Annotated in this window: 26 protein-coding genes; 7 read left to right on the forward strand and 19 right to left on the reverse strand. The window is 36.2% G+C overall.

Going from position 1 to position 20,381, the window contains the following annotated elements; translation table 11 throughout:
* Window positions 1–54: 54 nt before the first annotated feature.
* Window positions 55–549 carry an Lrp/AsnC family transcriptional regulator gene (locus tag ACUN0F_RS29360; protein WP_000446102.1) on the reverse strand — a complete coding sequence of 165 codons (495 nt, stop codon included), beginning with the start codon at window positions 547–549 and terminating at the stop codon, window positions 55–57.
* A gap of 204 nt (window positions 550–753) precedes the next feature.
* Here ACUN0F_RS29360 and ACUN0F_RS29365 point away from each other — a divergent pair, with 204 nt between their 5' ends.
* Window positions 754–1,665, forward strand: coding sequence for a DMT family transporter (locus ACUN0F_RS29365; protein WP_137035381.1), 912 nt, complete (start codon window positions 754–756; stop codon window positions 1,663–1,665).
* 34 nt (window positions 1,666–1,699) lie between these two features.
* Here ACUN0F_RS29365 and ACUN0F_RS29370 read toward each other — a convergent pair whose 3' ends face one another.
* From ACUN0F_RS29370 to ACUN0F_RS29410, 9 genes are all read right to left on the reverse strand, one after another.
* Complete coding sequence (locus tag ACUN0F_RS29370; RefSeq protein WP_445540640.1) at window positions 1,700–2,185, reverse strand: PRK06770 family protein; 486 nt, start codon at window positions 2,183–2,185, stop codon at window positions 1,700–1,702.
* A complete protein-coding gene (locus tag ACUN0F_RS29375; RefSeq protein ID WP_445540641.1) occupies window positions 2,185–2,586 on the reverse strand; it encodes a nuclear transport factor 2 family protein in 402 nt (133 codons plus the stop codon). Before ACUN0F_RS29375 ends, ACUN0F_RS29370 begins: the two co-directional genes overlap by 1 nt.
* A 160-nt stretch (window positions 2,587–2,746) precedes the next feature.
* Window positions 2,747–3,151, reverse strand: a complete 405-nt coding sequence (locus ACUN0F_RS29380; RefSeq protein WP_264462302.1) for a DoxX family protein — start codon at window positions 3,149–3,151, stop codon at window positions 2,747–2,749.
* A gap of 152 nt (window positions 3,152–3,303) precedes the next feature.
* Window positions 3,304–4,377, reverse strand: a complete 1,074-nt coding sequence (locus tag ACUN0F_RS29385; protein WP_445540642.1) for a DUF871 domain-containing protein — start codon at window positions 4,375–4,377, stop codon at window positions 3,304–3,306.
* 48 nt (window positions 4,378–4,425) lie between these two features.
* Entirely contained in the window at window positions 4,426–5,790 is a 1,365-nt protein-coding gene (locus ACUN0F_RS29390; protein ID WP_445540643.1) for a PTS transporter subunit EIIC, read from the reverse strand.
* A gap of 24 nt (window positions 5,791–5,814) precedes the next feature.
* Entirely contained in the window at window positions 5,815–6,699 is an 885-nt protein-coding gene (gene murQ / locus ACUN0F_RS29395; RefSeq protein ID WP_193673250.1) for an N-acetylmuramic acid 6-phosphate etherase, read from the reverse strand.
* A gap of 296 nt (window positions 6,700–6,995) precedes the next feature.
* A complete protein-coding gene (locus tag ACUN0F_RS29400; RefSeq protein ID WP_243499315.1) occupies window positions 6,996–7,859 on the reverse strand; it encodes a MurR/RpiR family transcriptional regulator in 864 nt (287 codons plus the stop codon).
* A 29-nt stretch (window positions 7,860–7,888) separates the two neighbouring features.
* Window positions 7,889–8,203 carry an outer surface protein gene (locus ACUN0F_RS29405; RefSeq protein ID WP_193673248.1) on the reverse strand — a complete coding sequence of 105 codons (315 nt, stop codon included), beginning with the start codon at window positions 8,201–8,203 and terminating at the stop codon, window positions 7,889–7,891.
* A 125-nt stretch (window positions 8,204–8,328) separates the two neighbouring features.
* Window positions 8,329–9,552, reverse strand: coding sequence for a cation:proton antiporter (locus tag ACUN0F_RS29410; protein WP_052767423.1), 1,224 nt, complete (start codon window positions 9,550–9,552; stop codon window positions 8,329–8,331).
* A gap of 179 nt (window positions 9,553–9,731) precedes the next feature.
* On the opposite strand from ACUN0F_RS29410, the gene ACUN0F_RS29415 reads away from it, so the two are divergent.
* Complete coding sequence (locus ACUN0F_RS29415; RefSeq protein WP_000838743.1) at window positions 9,732–11,135, forward strand: amino acid permease; 1,404 nt, start codon at window positions 9,732–9,734, stop codon at window positions 11,133–11,135.
* A 28-nt stretch (window positions 11,136–11,163) separates the two neighbouring features.
* Here ACUN0F_RS29415 and ACUN0F_RS29420 read toward each other — a convergent pair whose 3' ends face one another.
* The 3 genes from ACUN0F_RS29420 to ACUN0F_RS29430 all read right to left on the reverse strand — a co-directional run bounded on the left by ACUN0F_RS29420 (window position 11,164) and on the right by ACUN0F_RS29430 (window position 14,093).
* Entirely contained in the window at window positions 11,164–11,334 is a 171-nt protein-coding gene (locus ACUN0F_RS29420; protein ID WP_001174844.1) for a hypothetical protein, read from the reverse strand.
* A 12-nt stretch (window positions 11,335–11,346) separates the two neighbouring features.
* Entirely contained in the window at window positions 11,347–11,550 is a 204-nt protein-coding gene (locus ACUN0F_RS29425; protein ID WP_264462297.1) for a hypothetical protein, read from the reverse strand.
* Window positions 11,551–11,630: 80 nt separating this feature from the next.
* Complete coding sequence (locus ACUN0F_RS29430; RefSeq protein WP_445540644.1) at window positions 11,631–14,093, reverse strand: LamG-like jellyroll fold domain-containing protein; 2,463 nt, start codon at window positions 14,091–14,093, stop codon at window positions 11,631–11,633.
* Window positions 14,094–14,402: 309 nt separating this feature from the next.
* Here ACUN0F_RS29430 and ACUN0F_RS29435 point away from each other — a divergent pair, with 309 nt between their 5' ends.
* A complete protein-coding gene (locus ACUN0F_RS29435) occupies window positions 14,403–14,867 on the forward strand; it encodes an S-Ena type endospore appendage (RefSeq protein WP_264462295.1) in 465 nt (154 codons plus the stop codon).
* Window positions 14,868–14,982: 115 nt separating this feature from the next.
* On the opposite strand, the gene ACUN0F_RS29440 is transcribed toward ACUN0F_RS29435, so the two are convergent.
* The 4 genes from ACUN0F_RS29440 to ACUN0F_RS29455 form a co-directional block, all read right to left on the reverse strand.
* Complete coding sequence (locus ACUN0F_RS29440) at window positions 14,983–15,336, reverse strand: DUF3992 domain-containing protein (RefSeq protein ID WP_098577382.1); 354 nt, start codon at window positions 15,334–15,336, stop codon at window positions 14,983–14,985.
* A 16-nt stretch (window positions 15,337–15,352) separates the two neighbouring features.
* Entirely contained in the window at window positions 15,353–15,733 is a 381-nt protein-coding gene (locus tag ACUN0F_RS29445; protein WP_048545698.1) for a DUF3992 domain-containing protein, read from the reverse strand.
* Window positions 15,734–15,842: 109 nt separating this feature from the next.
* A complete protein-coding gene (locus ACUN0F_RS29450; RefSeq protein WP_000435010.1) occupies window positions 15,843–16,448 on the reverse strand; it encodes a DedA family protein in 606 nt (201 codons plus the stop codon).
* Window positions 16,449–16,459: 11 nt separating this feature from the next.
* Window positions 16,460–16,741 carry a YkvA family protein gene (locus ACUN0F_RS29455; protein WP_000733844.1) on the reverse strand — a complete coding sequence of 94 codons (282 nt, stop codon included), beginning with the start codon at window positions 16,739–16,741 and terminating at the stop codon, window positions 16,460–16,462.
* A 337-nt stretch (window positions 16,742–17,078) separates the two neighbouring features.
* Between ACUN0F_RS29455 and ku the strand changes: the two genes are divergently transcribed.
* Window positions 17,079–17,891 carry a non-homologous end joining protein Ku gene (gene ku / locus ACUN0F_RS29460; RefSeq protein WP_445540645.1) on the forward strand — a complete coding sequence of 271 codons (813 nt, stop codon included), beginning with the start codon at window positions 17,079–17,081 and terminating at the stop codon, window positions 17,889–17,891.
* 17 nt (window positions 17,892–17,908) lie between these two features.
* Here ku and ACUN0F_RS29465 read toward each other — a convergent pair whose 3' ends face one another.
* Entirely contained in the window at window positions 17,909–18,688 is a 780-nt protein-coding gene (locus tag ACUN0F_RS29465; RefSeq protein WP_060487609.1) for a DUF2935 domain-containing protein, read from the reverse strand.
* Window positions 18,689–18,702: 14 nt separating this feature from the next.
* Complete coding sequence (locus tag ACUN0F_RS29470; RefSeq protein WP_098208773.1) at window positions 18,703–19,116, reverse strand: VOC family protein; 414 nt, start codon at window positions 19,114–19,116, stop codon at window positions 18,703–18,705.
* 48 nt (window positions 19,117–19,164) lie between these two features.
* Here ACUN0F_RS29470 and ACUN0F_RS29475 point away from each other — a divergent pair, with 48 nt between their 5' ends.
* The 3 genes from ACUN0F_RS29475 to cotJC are packed head-to-tail and all read left to right on the forward strand — an operon-like array spanning window position 19,165 to window position 20,234.
* A complete protein-coding gene (locus tag ACUN0F_RS29475) occupies window positions 19,165–19,380 on the forward strand; it encodes a spore coat associated protein CotJA (protein WP_001046257.1) in 216 nt (71 codons plus the stop codon).
* Window positions 19,381–19,388: 8 nt separating this feature from the next.
* Complete coding sequence (locus tag ACUN0F_RS29480; RefSeq protein WP_000194492.1) at window positions 19,389–19,652, forward strand: spore coat protein CotJB; 264 nt, start codon at window positions 19,389–19,391, stop codon at window positions 19,650–19,652.
* 12 nt (window positions 19,653–19,664) lie between these two features.
* Window positions 19,665–20,234: a spore coat protein CotJC gene (cotJC, locus tag ACUN0F_RS29485; protein ID WP_000265275.1), complete on the forward strand. Its 570-nt coding sequence runs from the start codon at window positions 19,665–19,667 to the stop codon at window positions 20,232–20,234.
* The last annotated feature ends 147 nt before the right edge of the window (window positions 20,235–20,381 follow it).

Below are 20,381 nucleotides of genomic sequence, written 5' to 3' on the forward strand. Positions count from 1 at the left end.
ACATCTCTCCTTTCCCCTCGTCAATCACTTTATACAAACAAAAAACCAAGCAATCTAATCGATGCTCGGTTCCCCATTTCGGATCGGTAATACTGTCGAATATTTAATTTCACGAAGTGCTAAACTCGTCTGTATCCTTGTAATACCCAGCTTATTCAACTTTCTAATAAACTGCTCCAGCTCTTTACGATCACGATTTGCAACCTTTAATAAATAATCATATTCTCCTGTTAAACAGTGACATTCTAACACTTCTGGCATCGACTCTAATTCTTTTTCCAACACGTCAAGTTTATCCGATTGATGAATATTCGTACTCATAAAAATGAAACATAACAAATCAAAACCAAGCTTTTCTTGATTTAAAATGGCTACTTGCTTATCAATGAACCCTTCTCCATCTAATCTTTTTATTCTCGCATGCATCGCAGCTGGTGATAAATTAACGCGTCGCGCAAGCTCAGCATTACTTACTTGAGACTCCTTCTGCAATATATCTAAAATTTGTACGTCCAAATCATCTAACACTTTAATAACAGACGACTCCATTACAATTCCCCCTTTTTCTTACCGATGATTATTCGAAAAAACAACTTACAACTTATATAAAACTGAATATCATTCTACAAACACTATTTACAACAAAATATTTTATCGACTTTTAACCATTATACAAAAGAATATATTACACAACGAAGAAAAATGCTAAAATTATTTACAATTCACATTGATTATAACAAAGGGGATTTTAATATGCCTTATTTTTATGTCTTTTTACTATTACTAACGAGCTTATTATGGGGAGGAAATTTCGTCGTTGGAAAATCGCTCGTTGATCATGCATCACCGATGACACTAACAAGTTTAAGATGGATGATTGCGATCGTTTGTTTATTACCGATCGTATGGTTTAAAGAAAAGAAAATCATTCCACCTCGCGCGGCAATACTTCCGTTAATACTAATGGGAATCTCAGGGGTCGCTCTTTTTAACATCTTTCAATTTCTAGCACTAGAAAAAACATCCGCAACGAATGTAGGGCTTATTTCTACATTAAATGCGATTTCAATTGCACTATTTTCAGTATTATTTCTAAAAGAAAAAGTAAATACACTTCAAATTCTATCCATGATTCTTTCATTCTTTGGGGTTATTCTTGTCCTATTAAAAGGTAACTTTGCACTTTTATTTTCACTACATTTTAATAGCGGCGATTTATGGATGATTGCGGCTGTTTGTATTTGGGGAATCTATTCTGTTTGTAGTAAATGGGCAACAAAAACAACGACACCACTCATGGCAACATTATACTCTGGTATTTTCGGCGTTATTCTATTACTGCCATTTAACATAGGGAGCTTCACTGTTACAAACATAAATACTTCTTTCCTAACATCACTTTTATATACTGGGCTTATTTCCACAGTTCTTTGTATGGTGTTTTGGAATATTGGCGTGCAAAAATTAGGAGCGACTACATCCGGTATTTTTCTAAACTTCAATCCGATTTTCACAGCTATTTTAGCATTCCTTTTCCTCGGTGAAGAACTAACGTGGATACAAATTTTAGGGACAATGATCGTTGTGACAGGATGTTATTTATTTTCTCATTTCAAAACGGTTACTGTTCAACCAACTAGAGCTTTAATGCGAAAACATTCTTAATGAAAAAAACATCGTCATCCGGGTGGCGATGTTTTTATTTACTCTTTATTTCTTTTATATACCGCTTTTCTTCTTCTGGCGATAAACGTTCTGTTGCCTTTCCAGTATCTCCACCTTGAAGACCCCATAAAAAGTTATGCTCCTCAACAGTTTGAGAAAAATCTCCTTTTTCCCATCTATTTATAATAGAAAGCAGCTTCGTTTTATATTGAAAATCTATACTATTTTCAATACCTTTCTTTACGCTATAAATTTCTTTTGTTGTCATTTCTACAAATCCCCATTTCTCCGAGGATTTTACCTTTTGATGTACCATCCTATGCATTGTAGAAATAATTTCACCTTCACTAACTTGTGGAGATTCTTCTGCAACTTTCTTCTCTTTTTCGTTTTCCGCTTGCTGGGTTTGAATATTTTTATTCTCTTTTTCCACATATGCAAGCAATTTCTTTCCGCCAACTATAGACGAGATGATTACTATAATTGTAATACATATTCCTACAATCCATTTAAAAAGCATTAGCTCTTCATCGCTTCCTTAACAATATGACTATCTACATACTGCTTAAACTTCACGATTTTTCCGTTCTCCAGTTGCCATACATGAACAAACTCTGCTTCAAATGATCTTCCCGTTTCTTTATAAACTCCTGAATAAACACCTTCAGCAATAATTACATCTTTTCCGTTTACTTCATGGTACATATTTACACTCGCTTTATAATCATGCCATTCTGATCCTAATCGGCTAAATACATTTTCCATTATTGCTTCTACACCTATATAAGTTCCCCCGTACGGGAATCCTTCTGCCTCTGTCCATTCTACTTTTTCAGAGAGGGGTTCTACTAAATGTTTTGCATTTGAAGAAGCTGATCCTTCATACGTGCTTCGAATAATTTCTAAATTTGATTTAGGCATATTACTTCCTCCCGTTTTATTTATTTTTTGCACAAGTTGTAACATTTATAGTTACAACTTGTGCAAAAAAATTTTTATAATGTTTTATTCTTAACCCATCAGTTGTAATCATTATAGTTACAATCATAATTCAAGTCAAGCCAACAATTTATAAATAAGTTTACTTCGCTTTCATTACTTTCTCTTTTACGAAACGATCTACATATCCTTCTGCTTTTACAACGAATAAATACGCACCCATTGCTAATAATGCAAGATCTAATTCATATCCTGGGTTCTTTCCATCTCCTAATAAACCTGCTGCTCCATTTACCTTTACGATAGCTCCAGCTAAAATAAGAGCGAATAACAATCCTACATATCTTACGCCTAAACCGATAATTAATAATATACCACCAACTAATTCAACTGTTGCTACGCCGTATGCAAGACCACCTGGTAAGCCGATGCTTGTAAACCATCCTGCTACGTTATCGATACCTGATTGAAACTTCGCTAAACCGTGCGCAAAGAATGTCACTCCTAAAACGATACGAAGCATTAAATTCCCAATATGTTGATTCATTTTGAACTCTCCTTTTTGTTCTGTTATGGTGAACTTTTATTTACAAGTCAAAACAATACGGTATTTCATTTCATTCGTCAAATACTTTTTTTAAGGAAACAAAAAACATTATCCCTTTTACGGATAATGTTTTCCTACAAAATAGCGCTAATTCAAGCTTTTACTCTATCGCACAAAAAAAGTTGAAACATTTTTCCAGCACCAACATACGGCAATAAAGACAAGTCCTCTTCTACAACCATTCCAACAACATTCACTTTCTCATCCTTAGGCAAATCATGTGTGGCAACTTGCATCTCTCCTGCATACCTACCGTACAATTCATTATCAATTGTAATGCTGCCTTTCTTTCTTGCAATTGTATACATCGGCTGTAAAATCACTTTATTCTCCTCTCGCGATTCTACAGAACGAATGACATCACGAGCTGGATCTAGTCTATTTGTATGCACTCTCTCCACTACTTTTAATGCTTCTTTATCGCATATAAACGATTTGTACCGCAGCGGAATAATCCCTCTGCTCGCACTCGCTATCTCTTGTACACTTTCTACACTTCCGCTTATATCCCCGATTAGCACCTTATCGACACCACAATCTTGTACAAGTTCTAAGTACGCTTCAAGGGGACGCATATAACGGTGTTTTTCTAACGTCGGTAAACCTTCATATAACGGTCCACGTTTTTCACCATCTCCCGGAATAAATGCCATCGTTTTTATTCCCCACTCATGTAAGTATTCGTTTTGTTTTTGTAAAAAGGACTTTGCTAGTCCTGTTTCTGGACGCGGATAAAAATTATGCCAAGCTTCTACATTCTCTACTTTTATATTTTCTATGATTAACTCTTTCCAAAATGAATCTGTAATCGTACTCGCATTTAAAGCTACTTTCATTTTATGAGATACGCGTGCGATTTCTTTCGGCGTGATGCCGTAGTCCATTCGTAAACCAGTAATGCCCCAGTCTACTAACTCTTCGACATTTTCGTACGTCATACCTAAATGGTGTAACGATTGTGGAGAAACATCGACCATTAATTCCATTTCATTTTCAAGAGCCTGTTTCCCAAGTATTTGAATTAACTCTTTATACGTACCAGGATCATCCTCTGGTATATGAAGTGATGTGAAAATAGATGAAAACCCGTTTTCCTTCGCCACTTTTAGCCACTCTTCTTGCTTCTTTACTCGTTCTTTTGCAAGATAAATTGAAACTCCTATCATATAAATCTCCCTTTCTATGAATAGAAAAAGAGAAAGGAATCCCTTTCTCTATATGTTTTCTGCCATTTCTTCTTTGAATCCGAAGAAGTACGTAAAGATGAATCCGAACGTATATGCCACTACTAATCCAAGGAAATATAATAAATATTTATTATCAGCAATTAACGGAATTAATGATAATCCTGATACACCGATTCCGAGTGCGGCTGTTTTCATAACTGCTTGGAATGCACCGCCAACTGCTGCACCTAAACAAGCTGTAAGAAACGGTTTCCCAAGTGGTAATGTAACCCCGTATAATAACGGTTCGCCAATTCCTAAAAATCCAACTGGTAATGCACCTTTAATTACGTTACGAAGTCGTTTGTTTTTTGTTTTTACAAAAATCGCAATCGCTGCTCCTACTTGCCCAGCCCCAGCCATTGCTAGTACTGGTAATAAAGGTGTTACGTGCGTTTGATTAATAAACTCCATATGAATTGGTGTTAAACCGTGATGTAATCCGACCATAACGAGAGGTAAAAATGTTCCAGCAAGCACTGCTCCAGCAAATGCGCCGCCAATACTTAAAATACCATTAATTCCGCTTGTAATTCCTTCAGATAAGAAACCTGCTACCGGCTGAATGGCTAACATCGTTACAATACTTACGACTAACACAGTAATGAGCGGTGTCACGATAATATCAACTGCATTTGGCACTGCTTTTCGAACTTGTCTTTCTACTACAACCATAAGCCATGCTGCAAAAATAACTGCAAACAATCCGCCCCGTCCGGGTACGAGCGCTTCACCAAATAATTTCACATTTGCCATCGCCGGGTTAAAAATTAAAATACCAGCAATCGCCCCGAGAACTGGTGTCCCGCCAAATTCTTTCGCTGTATTCCAGCCGACTAAAATTCCTAAGAATGTAAAGATACCGCCACCAATGAGTAGTAGTATTTGTAGCCACGTTGCATTCGGATCAGCACCTGCGTTTTTCGCAAAGTTAGCGACCCCGTTTATAATTCCTGACGCAACAAGACCTGGAATTAACGGAATGAAAATACTTCCTATTTTTCTTAAAAAGTTTTTCACTGGTGTATTATTTTTCTTCTTAATCTCTGACTTCATTTCTTGCCCAAGGTCTTCAAGGTGATGATCTGCCACCTCACCAATTCGCAGTCCCGTTAAACCTTCCATTTCAGCTGCTACTTTATTTACTGTCCCTGGGCCAACAACAACTTGAAGCGTCTCATCTTCAATAACGCCCATAACCCCTTCAACTTTTTTCAAAAGGTCCATATTCACTTTACTTTCATCATGAAGCGTTAATCGTAGCCTCGTCATACAATGAGCAATGCCACGAATATTTTTTACTCCCCCAAGTTGCTCTGATATTTCTTTGGCCATTCTCTCTTCTTTCTTCATAATAGAATCCCCCTCCCTATTATTTTATAGTGCCTTCTTCACAAACCCTTTCGCTTCTTTTAATTTCTCCAGTGCTTCCCCATACTCACACTGCAATAACACCATAACAATCGCGGCTTTCACATTACGTTCTGCTTTTTCATAGCACTCTGCTGCTACTTCATAACTCACACCTGTTGCTTCCACAATAATGCGTTTTGATCGTTCTACTAACTTTTCATTTGTAGATTGAACATCTACCATTAAATTTTTATATACTTTCCCAACACCAATCATAGATGCTGTTGAAATCATATTAAGTACTAATTTTTGCGCTGTACCAGCTTTCAAACGCGTTGATCCTGTTAAAATTTCTGCGCCTGTTTCTACTTCCACATTTAGTTTTGCATATTTACTTATTTCAGCATTTTTATTACAAGAAATACTCGCCGTGCTCGCTCCCACGCTAGCCGCGTACTTCAAACCGCCAATTACATAAGGAGTTCGACCACTTGCCGCAATTCCAATCAATGTATCTTTCTCGTTTAATCCAATACTTTTTAAATCTTCTTCTGCTAACTCTTCGCGGTCTTCTGCACCTTCCACCGCTTTAGTAAACGCTTTCAATCCACCTGCTATAAATCCTTGCACCATTTTATCATCTGTGCCAAATGTTGGCGGACATTCCACTGCGTCCAAAATACCTAAACGGCCACTCGTACCAGCCCCAATGTAAATTAATCGGCCCTCTTCTTCAAAAGACTGAATAACAGCCACTACAACCTTTTCAATTTCTTCTATTTCATTTTCAACTGCTAACGCAACAGTTCGATCTTCTTCATTCATACTTTGCAACACTTCTTTTATACTCATCTCATCTAAATTCATCGTCTTCTCATTACGATGTTCTGTCGATAAATTTTCTAACATATTATCACCTGCTTTGAAATTTAATTTCATACTTTCATTATAACTTTAAGAAATTTAAAATCAATATTACTTTATTATTTTATGAAATTTTATTTCTTTTCATGACGAATTTATCCCACTTTAACTGGCAGTAAGACCCCCACCTCAAATTCAGCGAAAGCAAAGAAGATAGGTGGGGGATCAACTGCCTGTAAAAGTCCCATTGGTTCAACTAATAATAAGTGGGGGATGCCCCCCCACTTATTAAAGTTTCACTTTATGTCAGTACGCAAAAAAAGATGGGTTTCCCCATCTTCTCATTTTAACTTCCGTAACCGCAAGGCTTCTTCTCTTGTCTCCATAAATTGATCCAGCACTTTATTACCAATACGATTAAAAGTAATGACATATAAAGCATCTATCATGTTCAATTGCGTCATTCTTGAAGCAATACTTGCAATACGATGATCTTGTTCTACATCTGGCATACAAAGACGAATATCCGCCTCTTTATATAACAGTGATGATTGATCAAGCTTTGTAATCGCAATAACTGTTGCACCTTGTCTCTTCGCATATTGCGCCATTTCAAGTACATCTTTCGTACGACCAGATGTTGAAATCGCCACAAATATATCGCCTTCTTTTAAATTCGTCACAAGCGGCAACATCATATGAAAATCTGATAGCATCATCGCTGTAAATCCGAGCCTTGTAAATTTATAAGCCCCGTCCATCGCAGGAGTAGCTGATCCGCCTACTCCGTAAAAGATAATTTTATCTGCATTTACAATATGATCTGCAGCTTTCTCAAGTTCCTTTTTATCTATCGCCGTCACGCTCGCCTCAATTGCAGCTTTATTCACATACGTAACTTTATTAAACAAGTCATACGGTCCATCTTCCGTATTCATCACTGAAAAATCATTAATATTATAATCAGCAATCGTCAATTCACGAACGAGCGCGATTTTAAATGCTTTAAAGCTTCCGATTCCGATTGACTTACAAAAGCGAACAACACTTGCTTCACTCGCGCCTGCATTCGTTGACACTTCTTTCGTCGTTAAGTTCGGAACAATCTCTGCATTCTCCATTATGTACATGGCAACCTTCTTTTCAGCTGGTGAAAATTGATCCATATTACTTTCAATTTTAAATAGTAATGTTGAAGCTTTCACTATTTAACCTCCACTTCTTACAGTTGCGTTCACTTATTTTCTCTTGCTTCAAGAAGGTAAAAACCATCATCGCCAGGAGGATGAAACACATTTACAATGCGATTCCCTTTTTGATAAACGGTTCTTTCCCCTTCTGTCCACTTCTTTTCCCAACCGTTCATCCAAATCGCAACATCAGGTAAAAAAGCAGTATATTTCAGCTTCTGATCGTACTCACCATCTGCTTCTTGCGAAAAAATAGAAACCGGAAAGTCTTTCACTTTTGACTCTTTCCATGCAGTAAATGGTATACATAGCGCAATAAGTATGATTATACCGATAACCTTCCCCTTCGTAATCCTCACACATTTTCTCCCCTCGACTTACCATATACGTAGATTTTACCATAATTACAAACGATTCACGCTATATGACCATTGCTTTTTCCAATAAAAAAAGAGCTTATCTACATCAGATAAGCTCTTCCTCTCTATACAAAATACTTCTTCAAAAGCGGCGGCGTAATAATCGTCGTTAATATAACAACAATAACAATCGCTGTGAAATTTTCTTTCGCTAATAAATTCGCCGCAAGTCCATTCGCTGCGATAATAAGCGCCACTTCCCCGCGTGAAACCATCCCCGCACCAATACTAATAGAAGATTGAAGGTTGAACCCTGTCAGTCTTGCTCCTAAACCTGATCCGATTAACTTTGTAAAAATTGCAATAAGCGTCATGATGATAATGAACCAAAGCTGGCTTCCGATACCTTGAAATGTAATTTCCATTCCGATACTTACGAAGAACACCGGTACAAATATTGCATAAGCAATCGGTTCAATTTTATGTTCTACTTCGTGCTTATACTCTGTTTGCGAAATGGCAATTCCGGCTGCAAATGCCCCAATAATACCTGCGATCCCCATCATTTCACTGTAATACGAAAATGAGAAACAAATAATAAGAGCTGCACTAATTAACGCTTCTGTTACGCGAAGTGGTACGAGCATTTTCATAATCCATGGAACAACTTTCCAAGAGATGAAAACGATACTTACAAAAAAGATAATTTTCTTTGCAATGACAAGCGTTACATTTACATCTTGTGTACCTAAAAAACTCATCACAAATGCTAATAAAATAACAACAATTACATCATCAAATACAGCTGCCCCTAAAATCGTCGTACTTTCTCTCGTATTCATTTTCCCTAAATCTCTTAGTGTTTGAACAGAAATACTAACCGAAGTGGCACAAAGTAATAACCCTAAAAAGATCGCATGTGACTGTAACATTCCAAATGCAAGTCCTGCTAAATATCCACCAAGGAATGGGAAAATAATTCCTCCCATCGCTACTGCGAATGCAGATTTCAAATTTCGATTTAACTCTTCTAAATCTGTTTCAAGTCCTGCCATAAACATAAGTAGTAAAACACCAATTTCACTCAGTTCATCAATGAGTTCAGAACTATTAATAATACCAAGCACAGCCGGACCGATAATAATACCAACGATTAATTTACCAAGTACAGAAGGCTGGCCAAGCCTAACGCTAATATCACCAGCTAATTTCGTACAAAGTAAAATGACGACAAGTTCAAAATAAAATAACATAACATCTTCTCCTACTTTATAAAGTAAAACTTTTATGAGTGGTTTTGTCACTCTGTTAACCCTCGTCCATTCCTGCCAGTAGTTTCCCCTATTCATTCGCATTTTATTTGTCACATTTTTATTTGACAAAATATTCTGAATTATAATAAAATTAATCCAGCAATTTTAAAAAACTAGACACCATAACTGTACCTCCATTTACTTACATACTCTTTTCTAGTGGGCTCATACTATATTCGCAGTTATGGAAATGAAAAACGGGGGGAGAGTCCAAAGTGAAGTCATTATTACGAAAAAAACCGCTTAGTACTGAATCACCACGGCAGTTAGATAGAACATTAACGGCACTTGATTTAACATTTTTAGGAATTGGCGCCGTAATTGGGACAGGGATTTTTGTATTAACAGGTATTGTCGCAGCGAAACATTCTGGTCCTGGTATTATGCTATCATTCCTTATTGCTGCATTTACTTGTGCTTGTGTAGCCTTTTGTTATGCTGAATTTGCTTCTTCTATTCCTGTCTCAGGAAGTGTGTACACTTACGCATATATGACAGTCGGAGAAGTCGTCGCCTTCATCGTCGGCTGGTGTTTAATGCTCGAATATTTACTTGCAGTCGCGGCAGTAGCTGTCGGTTGGTCTGGTTATTTACAATCTTTACTACAAGGATTTAACATCCATCTGCCCACCATAATCGCCTCGGCCCCTGGCGTAGGAAAAGGCGGCATTATCGATTTACCGGCTGTTTGTATTTTACTACTCATTACGGGACTTTTAAGTTTCGGTATACGCGAAAGCGCACGCATTAATAATATTATGGTTCTTATCAAGCTAGCTGTTATAATCGCCTTTATCGTAGCAGGGGCAAAATATGTAAAACCTGAAAATTGGACGCCGTTCATTCCATTCGGATACGACGGTATCATTACTGGGGCTGCCACTGTATTCTTCGCCTTCTTAGGCTTTGATGCAATCGCAACAGCTGCAGAAGAAACGAAAAAACCGCAGCGCGATTTACCAATTGGCATTATCGGTTCCCTTCTTATTTGTACTGTTTTATACATGATTGTATCTTTCGTTTTAACAGGTATGGTTCCGTATACACAATTAGATGTTTCTGATCCGGTTGCGTTTGCCTTACATTTCGTTGGCGAAGATACAATTGCAGGACTACTCGCTGTTGGAGCGATGACTGGAATGACAACCGTTCTCTTAGTCGTTATGTATGGACAAGTTCGCGTTTCGTATGCAATGAGCCGCGACGGTTTACTTCCAAAAGCGTTAGCACGTGTGAATAAAAGAGTAAAAATCCCTTTATTAAACACGTGGATTACTGGCGTTGTGTCAGCTTTATTAGCAGGACTGTTAGACTTACATTTACTAGCGAATTTAGTAAACATCGGTACGTTAACAGCATTCACATTCGTTTGCTGCGCTGTACTTATTTTACGAAAAACACATCCTGATTTAAAACGTGGATTCCGCGCACCTTTCGTACCTGTATTACCAGTTGTTGCAATTCTTTGCTGTTTATATTTAATGATCAATTTGTCTAAAACGACATGGATAAGCTTTGCAGTTTGGCTTCTAGTCGGCTTATGCTTCTATTTCTTCTACTCTAGAAAACATAGCCATTTAGCTACTGAAAAAACAAATGATGAAGAGAAAAAAGCATAACAAAATAGCTCGCCGATAAAACGGTGAGCTATCTTTCTGTATTATTATATTTTTTCGTTAACGATTGTAAAATGAAAAATATGCCGATGCAAGCTGTAAACGATGCCCAATTCCCTATCGGTGTAGCGTATTTAAAAACGCCAATACCTACAAGCAATAGGAAAATAATCACCTGATATATAAGCTTCCACTTTTGCATATATTCCCTCCTTTACTTCGTTCCCTTCTTTTTCTTCTTCCATACATTTAAACTATCAAAGAAGAAATTAATAAATAACGTGCCTAAACCCGCTAATAAAAACGTCATTAAAAATAGAACCCATATACTTTTCTCTTTTAAGAAATAATATCCTACAAGGAGCACAACCGCGATCCATACATATTCAAGAATTCTTTTTAGCTTTTTCTCTTCCAAATTATTCGCTCCTTCATTCTATACTACTTTTAGTATAACAAAAAAGAAGCCTATCATGATAAGCTTCTTTTTCTTCTCTCTTATTTGTTTATGCTTTTTTCAACGAGTGAAATCGCATATTCCACCGTACGATTCATCGTTTCTACTTGTGCATCTTTTACTTTCGCATCTTTTAATACAGCTTCTGCCACTGTAATTTTTTGACTCAATGATTTCACTGAACCATCCGTTACATTTGCAGCTTGCGCTTTTTTCACCACTGCTTTTGCAGTTTCAATATTGATTTGTAATTTTTCTTTCGGTGTTTTCGGTTGTTCTTCTGCTACTTTAGATTGTACAAATGTTACATTAGCTGTTTTTAATTCGTTATACGCTTGAACGATTTGCTCTCCAGTACTTCCTACATTTTCAAATGCTTGCTTTGCAGTGTTATAGCTTTTCTCTAATGCTTGAAATGCTTCCTTTGAATATTGACCTGGTTTGTCACCAAACTCATACGTACCAGCTAACACTTCTTTTACTTTTCCAAGCTCTTCATATAACGCGTTTACTTGCTCTAATTTTGTACGATTAGAAAACTCATTATACGCTGCTAATACTTCTGAAGAACTTAACGCTTTACTATATAATTTCGCAAGCGCAATTTGTCCATTTAACGGAATACCACCATTCCCGTTGCTATCTGGATCTGCACCAAGTGCAAATGGTACGTTCGGGTGATATACTTTCCCTGTAGCTGGTTGGCTATTTACTTTTTTACCATCTACGTAAATGGCTACTTCACTTCCATTATACGTTCCAGTTAAATGGTACGTTTTATTTGCCTCTAATTGAACGCCAACACGCTTATAGCTACCGCCAATATGAGCCCATAATTCTACATAACCACTTCCTGTAGATTCAAAGCCAATTCCGCCGCTCTCTGTATTTTGTAAAATACCTTGCCCACGGATTTCATTCATTGAAAACACAGTTTCTAACGTAAACGTATTTGCTACTTTCTCTTTTTGTGCTGCTGAAAATGGGAGGTATCCAAATGTATTTGCTTTTCCGTTTAGCTTCATAATATTCTTTTTCAATGCTTTATCATATTCAATAGTCACATTACCCTTAACATCACCTTTTGTACCAAATGATGAATTGTCTTTAAATGTACCATCTGCAAAGTTCACATCAAAAACATCCGCCTTTGGTACTTTCACATTCGGGTCAATATTATCTTTTTTCGTAGTAATCTCTGCCGTTAATGGTTGTACACTTTCATTGCCGAATGAATCAATCGCAACGACTTCCAGTGTATATGTTTTCCCGCCATCTAGTCCTGCAAGCGTAAATGTCAGTTCTTTCGGCACTGGATCACGATAAAACTCTGAGAATGCTAACAATTTATTCTTTATTTCTCCCGTTTGCTTATCTCTCGCTTGTACACGGTAAGAATGAACAAGAAGGTTGTCCAACGCTTGCATAAATGTTACTGTTGATGCATTTTCTGTTACATTGGATACCGATAACTTCGCATCTTTTGCAAAGTATGGCTTTTCTTTATCACGATCTTCTACATGTGTAAATGTGTCTTTCTTTGATGGTAATTTAATTTTCCAAGGCTCGCCTGTCCAAGAATTTGTATGGAAATCACGGCGATTAATTGTTACTTCTTTATCATCTACTTCTACTAATAAACCTTGGCTTAATGTACTAGCTCCTGGCGGGATCGTCCCTTGTACTTTACCACCTTCAACTTCCATATAACTTACTGAAGAGGTACCAACTGATGTAAAGTCTTTTTGATGAATGGATCTCGGGTCATCTAACGGATAATGTGAATGACCTGAAAATGTAATAACCTGTGGATATTCTTTCAGCACCTCGTTAATTTTCGCACTATCTTTTGTTCCCCACTCTTGGCTACCGTATACTGTATCTTTAATATGTTGGTGTAAAAATACGAAAATTGGTTTTTCTGGATCATCTTTTTGTGCCTTTGCCATTTCTTCTTTTAACCAATTAATTTGCTTGTCTGAATAATACCCATGAGTTGTCCCATCTTCCGGAGACATAACAAGGAAATGATAACCTTTTACCACGTTATGATAATAAATCGATTCCATACCTGTTTTTTCTAAGAAACGTTTCTGCGCTCCCTCTACAGTTAAACCGTTCCAATAATCATGATTGCCTAGAGAATTCATTCGTACTGCATCTTTATTTGCATTTTCATTATATACTTGCATGAAACGATCATATTGCTGCACTGACCCTGTATCTGTGAAATCACCTACGATAACAAACGCATCTTGCCTTGGTGCAAGCGTATTGAACTGTTCAATCGCTCTTTTCCAGCGAAACGTATCATCTGTTCCACTATTTTTAATATGTACATCACTTACGACTGGAAAAACGATCTTCTTTTCACTTGGTGCCTTTTCTTGCTTCTTCTCTTCCGCTTTGACTGATGTACTCCACGGAAATGATACGAATGCTAATACAAAAACCATTAATAATCCAATAAGACCTTTTACTTTTCGTAAAGCTGTTCTTTCCACATGAATCCTCCTCATATAATAAATTAATTACACTGGTTATTGTATCGAACATATATTAACTTCATTTAAACTAAAAATGTATTTTGTTTAAATTTTGTAAATATACAGTCAATTTTATATTAAATCCCACATTTACATAAAACAAGTACTTTTTGTCTAATAGATAACTAAATTTTCCCTATAAAAACTATTAAGAGATATGAGCCTATGAAACTATCACGATTTAATTTTTTTTGTCCATTCTTAACACATCGGCCATGCTGTTACATTTAATAATAATAAATACCTTTTCAAAAGGAGGGGATCCTATTGAAATCCCACAAAAATATTGGTTGTTTTGCTCCTTTATCTATCATCTGTCAACCGACATGTCCTTGCCCTCCAATTCCACCACCTCCTACCTCCAATTCTGAACTTGTTACAAATGAATTCGCTGGTAATATCTTCATCTCAAATGATTTCATTCCAGTTTCTCAAAGACAACTAAAACAAACGTATTCAACATTAAAAATTTGGGAATCCGATGGACTTATTTCAGTTTCCGGCACTATATCCATATATAACAATAGAAATAGCACGAATGCTTTATTTTTACAAATAGTAGGCAATAATATAAGTACCTTCACTGTTTTACCAGGTAATACTTTTTCATATACAGGATCTAATTTACAATCTGTTACAATAATAGATATTCCAACAGATCCTTCTATTTATGTAGAGGGACGTTACTGTTTCCAGCTCACTTATTGCAAATCAAAACGAGATTGCGTATGATCGCATTATTTTTTGTCTACAAACAACCATTACTTTTGAAAATCCAAAAGTTCACTAAAAAACGTGCAAACTATCTCGTAGTTTACACGTTTTTTTATTTCAATATTATAATATCCTATGCTAAAGTATAACGAATCGTCATACAAAATTCCCCAGTTTCAGCAGCTGCTGTTCCAAGAATTGTAACGGTATCAAAACGACGAACTGTAAATGATGCGCTACTTCCAGTGGCAACAACAATCGTTTCCAATGCAGTCCCTGCTATACCACCACTATAAAACACAAGTGTAACAGGTCCAGTACCAGTATCTACTTTCAAATACCCCGATGCATAAATATCTTGAGAGATATTATCTGCATAAATTACTTCAGCTGTTGCTGATGCAGTCCAGTCAATACAAACTTTATCTTGAACAATCGTTTTTTGCGAATTTGCACAGCACGAAAGATTAGTACTACAATTCCCCATCTTATTTTTCCCCTCTCTATGAAATTAAATAACGTGTAGTAATACAAAACTCTCCTTGGTAGGTTCCTAACGGAGTAGCCGGTGTCGTAATTTGAATAATATTAAAACGACGGAACGTAAACGCAATACTTGTACCTTCAGAAACGGTAAATGATTGAATCGTTCCTCCGCCTGAATCGAGCACTGCCACTGTAATTTGGTTTGCAGGACTCACACCCGGCCCGACATCATAAGTTAAATAACCTGTTCCAACGATATTTTGATTCACATTATTCGCATACACAGTAAATGTACTAGCAGCGGCACTAGACCATGAATTACATACTTTATCTTGGACGAAGTTACTACTATTATCCGAACAACACGTTAAAACTGTTCCTGAGCACTCACAAGCCATAGTCTTTCCCTTCTTTCTTTTTTATTCCTTATATGTGTATGTCCTTCAGAGTCTTTTGCCTGTACGATTCATCTATTTTCAAAAAATAAGACAACTCCTGTACTAATAACTAGATAGATTCCGTTCTGTTTCTTTTTTTCATAAATTTATAGATTAATATACCACCTACAACAATAACTACGACTAGTAATATCGGTAGCATATATTGTCCAACAACATCCGCCGCTTTTGCCCAATGCGGACCTAATTTCATCCCAAAATAAATATACAAAGTCGTTAACGGGAACATTGCTACGAATGTATATATACTAAATTTCCATATGTTCATTTTTGCCATACCACATGGAACAGAAATAAGCGTTCGAACTCCGGGTACAAAGCGCCCAACAAATGCTACGACTGGTCCATATTTCTCAAAGAAATCATCTGCTTTTTGAATTTGTTCTTCTTTAATAAAGAAGTATTTCCCGTACTTTATTAATAACGGACGACCACCGTAATAACCGAGTGCATATAACGTTAAAGGTCCTGTTGTTCCGCCAAGTGTCCCTGCTAATACAGCTAACCAGAAATTCATATCACCCTCGTATACCCAATACCCAACCATGGGCAACACTACTTCTGCTGGAATAAATTCAAACGTTAATGCTAACACAACTCCAAAATAAGAAAACTGCTTTAAAAACTCGATTATATCTAAAATAATTTGCTCCACACTTTTAACTCCTATCCTACGTTTACGTTATGCTTTTCTTGTAATTGAACTGGCGCCATTTTTACAATTCGGTTCAAAATAAATAACACAATTCCAATATCATCTAAAATACCGATGAACGGTAAGAAGTCTGGAATTAAATCAAGCGGCATCGCTACATAACCAACTAAAAAAGCAATAGATAAGATTTTCTTCTTTATTGAAACCTCTTTTGAAGTAAAAAAGTCAAATAGAAATGGAACGAAACGACGAACATGAAATACAACTCTTAATCTACTAATAAGTTTTTTCATTTTATTTCTCCTCTCTTTGTATACGAAAAGGACCCTACCAAATATGGTAAGGGTCCTCAAAAACATAGAAAGGGGCCTTTACCATTGCTGGTAAAGGTCTCACTAACAACGAAACGTTGCCAATAAAGCCGAGGGTTTCTCCCTGTAATGACGACTTTACTGTAATAAGTTACTCCCCTTTATACACAATTTTATACACTCACATTAAAATATTTCGGAGGGCTTGTCAATATATTTTAAGTCTCAAGCCCTTCACTAAAATACAAATACACGTATAGGAAATTTCTTACTACCTCATAATATACATAATCATTTTTAAGGAAAGGAGAGGCTTCATTTGCATACCGTATGGAAAGGTGCACTCTCACTTGGACTATTAAATATAGGAATTAAACTATATAGCGCCATAGAAGAAAACGATATAAAATTTTTAAGTCTCCATAAAGAATGCTTAACACCTATTAAATATAAAAAATTTGCTCCTGATTGTACAGATGAAGAAATTGATGATAAAGATATTGTAAAAGCCTATGAATATGCACCCCATAAATACATCATTATTGATGAAAAAGAATTAGCTGCTTTGCAAAAAGCTCACGAACCACGATCCATTCGTATTATATCTTTTGTCCAAAATAACGAAATTGATTCAGTTCTCTATGATCGTTCTTATTTTATAGGCCCTACTCCAGGACACGAAAAATCATATTTATTATTAAAAGAAGCTCTTGAACGTACAAATAAACTTGGGCTGATTCATATTTCCATTAGAAAAAAACAACATTTAGCTATTATCCGTAACTTTGAAGATGGACTTATGTTGCAAACCATTCACTACCCTAATGAAATTCGCGATATAACAAATACACCTAACTTACCAAGTAATGAAAATTATCCTATCCAAAAACAAGAACTCACCGCAGCAATTAATTTAATCCACCACCTTACAAATCCTTTTGAACAAGAAATGTATACAGATGAATATACAGAAGCCCTTACCGAATTAATCGAAAATAAAGTTGAACAACAGGAAAAAACGGAAACAATCTCTCCTGCTCCAAACATCATCAATATTATGGAGACATTACAGGCAAGTATTGAACAAGCACAAATAAAAAGAGAAAATAAAAAAGAACAAGAGGCCAAATGATATCGGCCTCTTGTTCTTTAAAGCGGATTACATTTCGGCATTTCGAGTCCAGATGATTGAGCTAATTTTAATAAATAATAACATTCCTCTCTTGCCATATGGTCTGCCATTCTCGCTGATAATGCACTTAATATTTCATTCGACAACTCCAATTCTTCAACTTCATGTAAAAAATGTGAAAATAATTTTAGTTCAAGTGAAACATCTTTTGTAAACTTCTTTAACGCTGGAAAATGATGAAGCTCTGTCCGTAAATACCCAGTCATCTCAACTGCCTTTAAGTAAAATTGTTCAAAATGCTTCGTAAATTCTTCGCTTTTCTCTTTCAATCTTTTTTCAACAAGATCTAACCCACCAGAAATAGAGCCCGCATGACCAGCCGCATCCGTTAACCAAACGAGATGATAATGCAGTTCATGAAAAACAGGCGGAACTTCTCCTTTCTTCAAAAACTCTAAAACCGTTATATACTCTTCCACTTCGTTTACCATATGATTAATAAAAGTTGGCGTAAAATGAATAGTAATTTTCCCTTCCAATTGCTTCTGTATAATACTTAATTTAAACGTCCGAATTTCCTTGGCAGCTTGCTCTGCCTCTTTTGAGAATGCCATCAGATTCACATTCCGAACTTTATTTAACAAATTCGTAAATGTTTCAACAAAGTAAGTAGCTTTCTTTATATCCTCTTTTTCCTTCGGAGCTAATGCATCAAGTAAAAATTGTGCATGATCAGTAAGTACCTTTAGCCAAAATTGATGCTCAAACAACGCACTTTCTTCATAATTTCTCTCCACTAAATCCCCTCCGTTTATTCATCCTTCTCTACCACTTGAAGTTTATATCCATCTGGGTCTTGTACTACAATACTTTTCTCACTTTTGTTTTCTGTATATACAATTTTATAAAATACTAACCTCTTCTTTACATTCTCTATGTTAGAAATTGAAAACGTTAGAACATCAACTGAGTCCGCAACACTCTTCTCACGCCCGCCCAAACTGCGATTCATAACAAAACTAATTCTCGTTGAATCGGTATCATACCAAACCCCTGTAATATCTAATTGCGGCCTCTCTGAACTAGGTGTTATTCCTAAAATCCCTTCGTAAAAATACAGAGTTTCCTTTAAGTTCTTTACTTCTAACACAATTAAATTCTTTACATTCTCCACATTCATTCCTCCTGTACTTATTACTTTTTTATATGTGTCATAAATGCTCATTATGTCTGAATACAATACGTAGTAATGAACATGTAAGGAGGTTTATTCGTGAATAAATATATGAGATCATTCGTGCCCTATCATAGTCCTCTCGATCCTTGTCCTCCTATTGGAAAAAAATATTATTCTACTCCTCCTAATTTATTTTTAGGCTTTCAACCGCCAAACTTACCACAATTCACGCCAAAAGAAGCGCTACAAAAAGGAACTTTATGGCCTGTTTTTTATGACTATTATGAAAATCCTTATAAAAAAGGGCGGTGACTACTGACGTGACTCAATCGCTACCAGAAGAATACTATCAGCTTTTACTGGAGCTTCAAGAACTGGACTTTGTACTAGTTGAACTCACTCTTTATTTAGATACACATCCAGATGACACCGCTGCTATTAATCAATTTAATGATTTTTCCTATAAACGAAGAGTATTAAAACAAAAGATGGAAGAAAAATACGGGCCACTTCAACAGTTTGGAAACAGCTATTCTAATGCCCCTTGGGAATGGAGCAAAGGTCCTTGGCCATGGCAAATATAAAGGAGAGAAACTATGTGGATTTATGAAAAGAAATTACAATACCCAGTTAAAGTGGGAACTTGCAATCCAGCACTTGCAAAATTATTAATTGAGCAATACGGCGGTGCAGATGGCGAGCTAGCTGCTGCACTCCGTTACTTAAATCAGCGTTATACAATTCCCGATAAAGTCATTGGCCTCCTTACCGATATTGGTACAGAAGAATTTGCTCACCTTGAAATGATTGCTACGATGGTTTATAAACTAACGAAAGATGCAACTCCTGAACAAATGAAAGCCGCTGGACTTGATCCTCATTATGTTGATCATGATAGTGCACTTCATTACCATAATGCTGCTGGTGTTCCATTTACTGCAACCTATATACAGGCTAAAGGTGATCCAATTGCCGATCTATACGAGGATATTGCGGCTGAAGAAAAAGCACGTGCAACATATCAATGGCTCATTAACTTATCAGATGATCCCGATATAAATGACAGCCTACGCTTCTTACGTGAACGAGAAATTGTTCATTCACAACGTTTCCGAGAAGCAGTTGAAATTTTAAAAGAAGAACGTGATAAAAAAATATTTTTTTAAAACACGTATCCTAGTGATATGTGTTTTTTTTACGTTAAAAGTTAAATCCTTCCTATTAAAGATATAAATAGTATATTTATTCGATTTAATGTATTATTTTTTAATATTTTCAAAATTCCCTATTGCTTTCTAGTCATCAGACCTTTA

The organism is Bacillus sp. 1A (genome assembly GCF_052682215.1).

Bases quoted from the DNA above. Each gene is read 5' to 3' on its own strand.
- ACUN0F_RS29360 (WP_000446102.1), bottom strand. From the start codon at position 549: ATGGAGTCGTCTGTTATTAAAGTGTTAGATGATTTGGACGTACAAATT.
- ACUN0F_RS29365 (WP_137035381.1), top strand. From the start codon at position 754: ATGCCTTATTTTTATGTCTTTTTACTATTACTAACGAGCTTATTATGG.
- ACUN0F_RS29370 (WP_445540640.1), bottom strand. From the start codon at position 2,185: ATGCTTTTTAAATGGATTGTAGGAATATGTATTACAATTATAGTAATC.
- ACUN0F_RS29375 (WP_445540641.1), bottom strand. From the start codon at position 2,586: ATGCCTAAATCAAATTTAGAAATTATTCGAAGCACGTATGAAGGATCA.
- ACUN0F_RS29380 (WP_264462302.1), bottom strand. From the start codon at position 3,151: ATGAATCAACATATTGGGAATTTAATGCTTCGTATCGTTTTAGGAGTG.
- ACUN0F_RS29385 (WP_445540642.1), bottom strand. From the start codon at position 4,377: ATGATAGGAGTTTCAATTTATCTTGCAAAAGAACGAGTAAAGAAGCAA.
- ACUN0F_RS29390 (WP_445540643.1), bottom strand. From the start codon at position 5,790: ATGAAGAAAGAAGAGAGAATGGCCAAAGAAATATCAGAGCAACTTGGG.
- murQ (WP_193673250.1), bottom strand. From the start codon at position 6,699: ATGTTAGAAAATTTATCGACAGAACATCGTAATGAGAAGACGATGAAT.
- ACUN0F_RS29410 (WP_052767423.1), bottom strand. From the start codon at position 9,552: ATGAATAGGGGAAACTACTGGCAGGAATGGACGAGGGTTAACAGAGTG.
- ACUN0F_RS29420 (WP_001174844.1), bottom strand. From the start codon at position 11,334: ATGCAAAAGTGGAAGCTTATATATCAGGTGATTATTTTCCTATTGCTT.
- ACUN0F_RS29440 (WP_098577382.1), bottom strand. From the start codon at position 15,336: ATGGGGAATTGTAGTACTAATCTTTCGTGCTGTGCAAATTCGCAAAAA.
- ACUN0F_RS29445 (WP_048545698.1), bottom strand. From the start codon at position 15,733: ATGGCTTGTGAGTGCTCAGGAACAGTTTTAACGTGTTGTTCGGATAAT.
- ACUN0F_RS29455 (WP_000733844.1), bottom strand. From the start codon at position 16,741: ATGAAAAAACTTATTAGTAGATTAAGAGTTGTATTTCATGTTCGTCGT.
- ACUN0F_RS29470 (WP_098208773.1), bottom strand. From the start codon at position 19,116: ATGAGCATTTATGACACATATAAAAAAGTAATAAGTACAGGAGGAATG.
- cotJC (WP_000265275.1), top strand. From the start codon at position 19,665: ATGTGGATTTATGAAAAGAAATTACAATACCCAGTTAAAGTGGGAACT.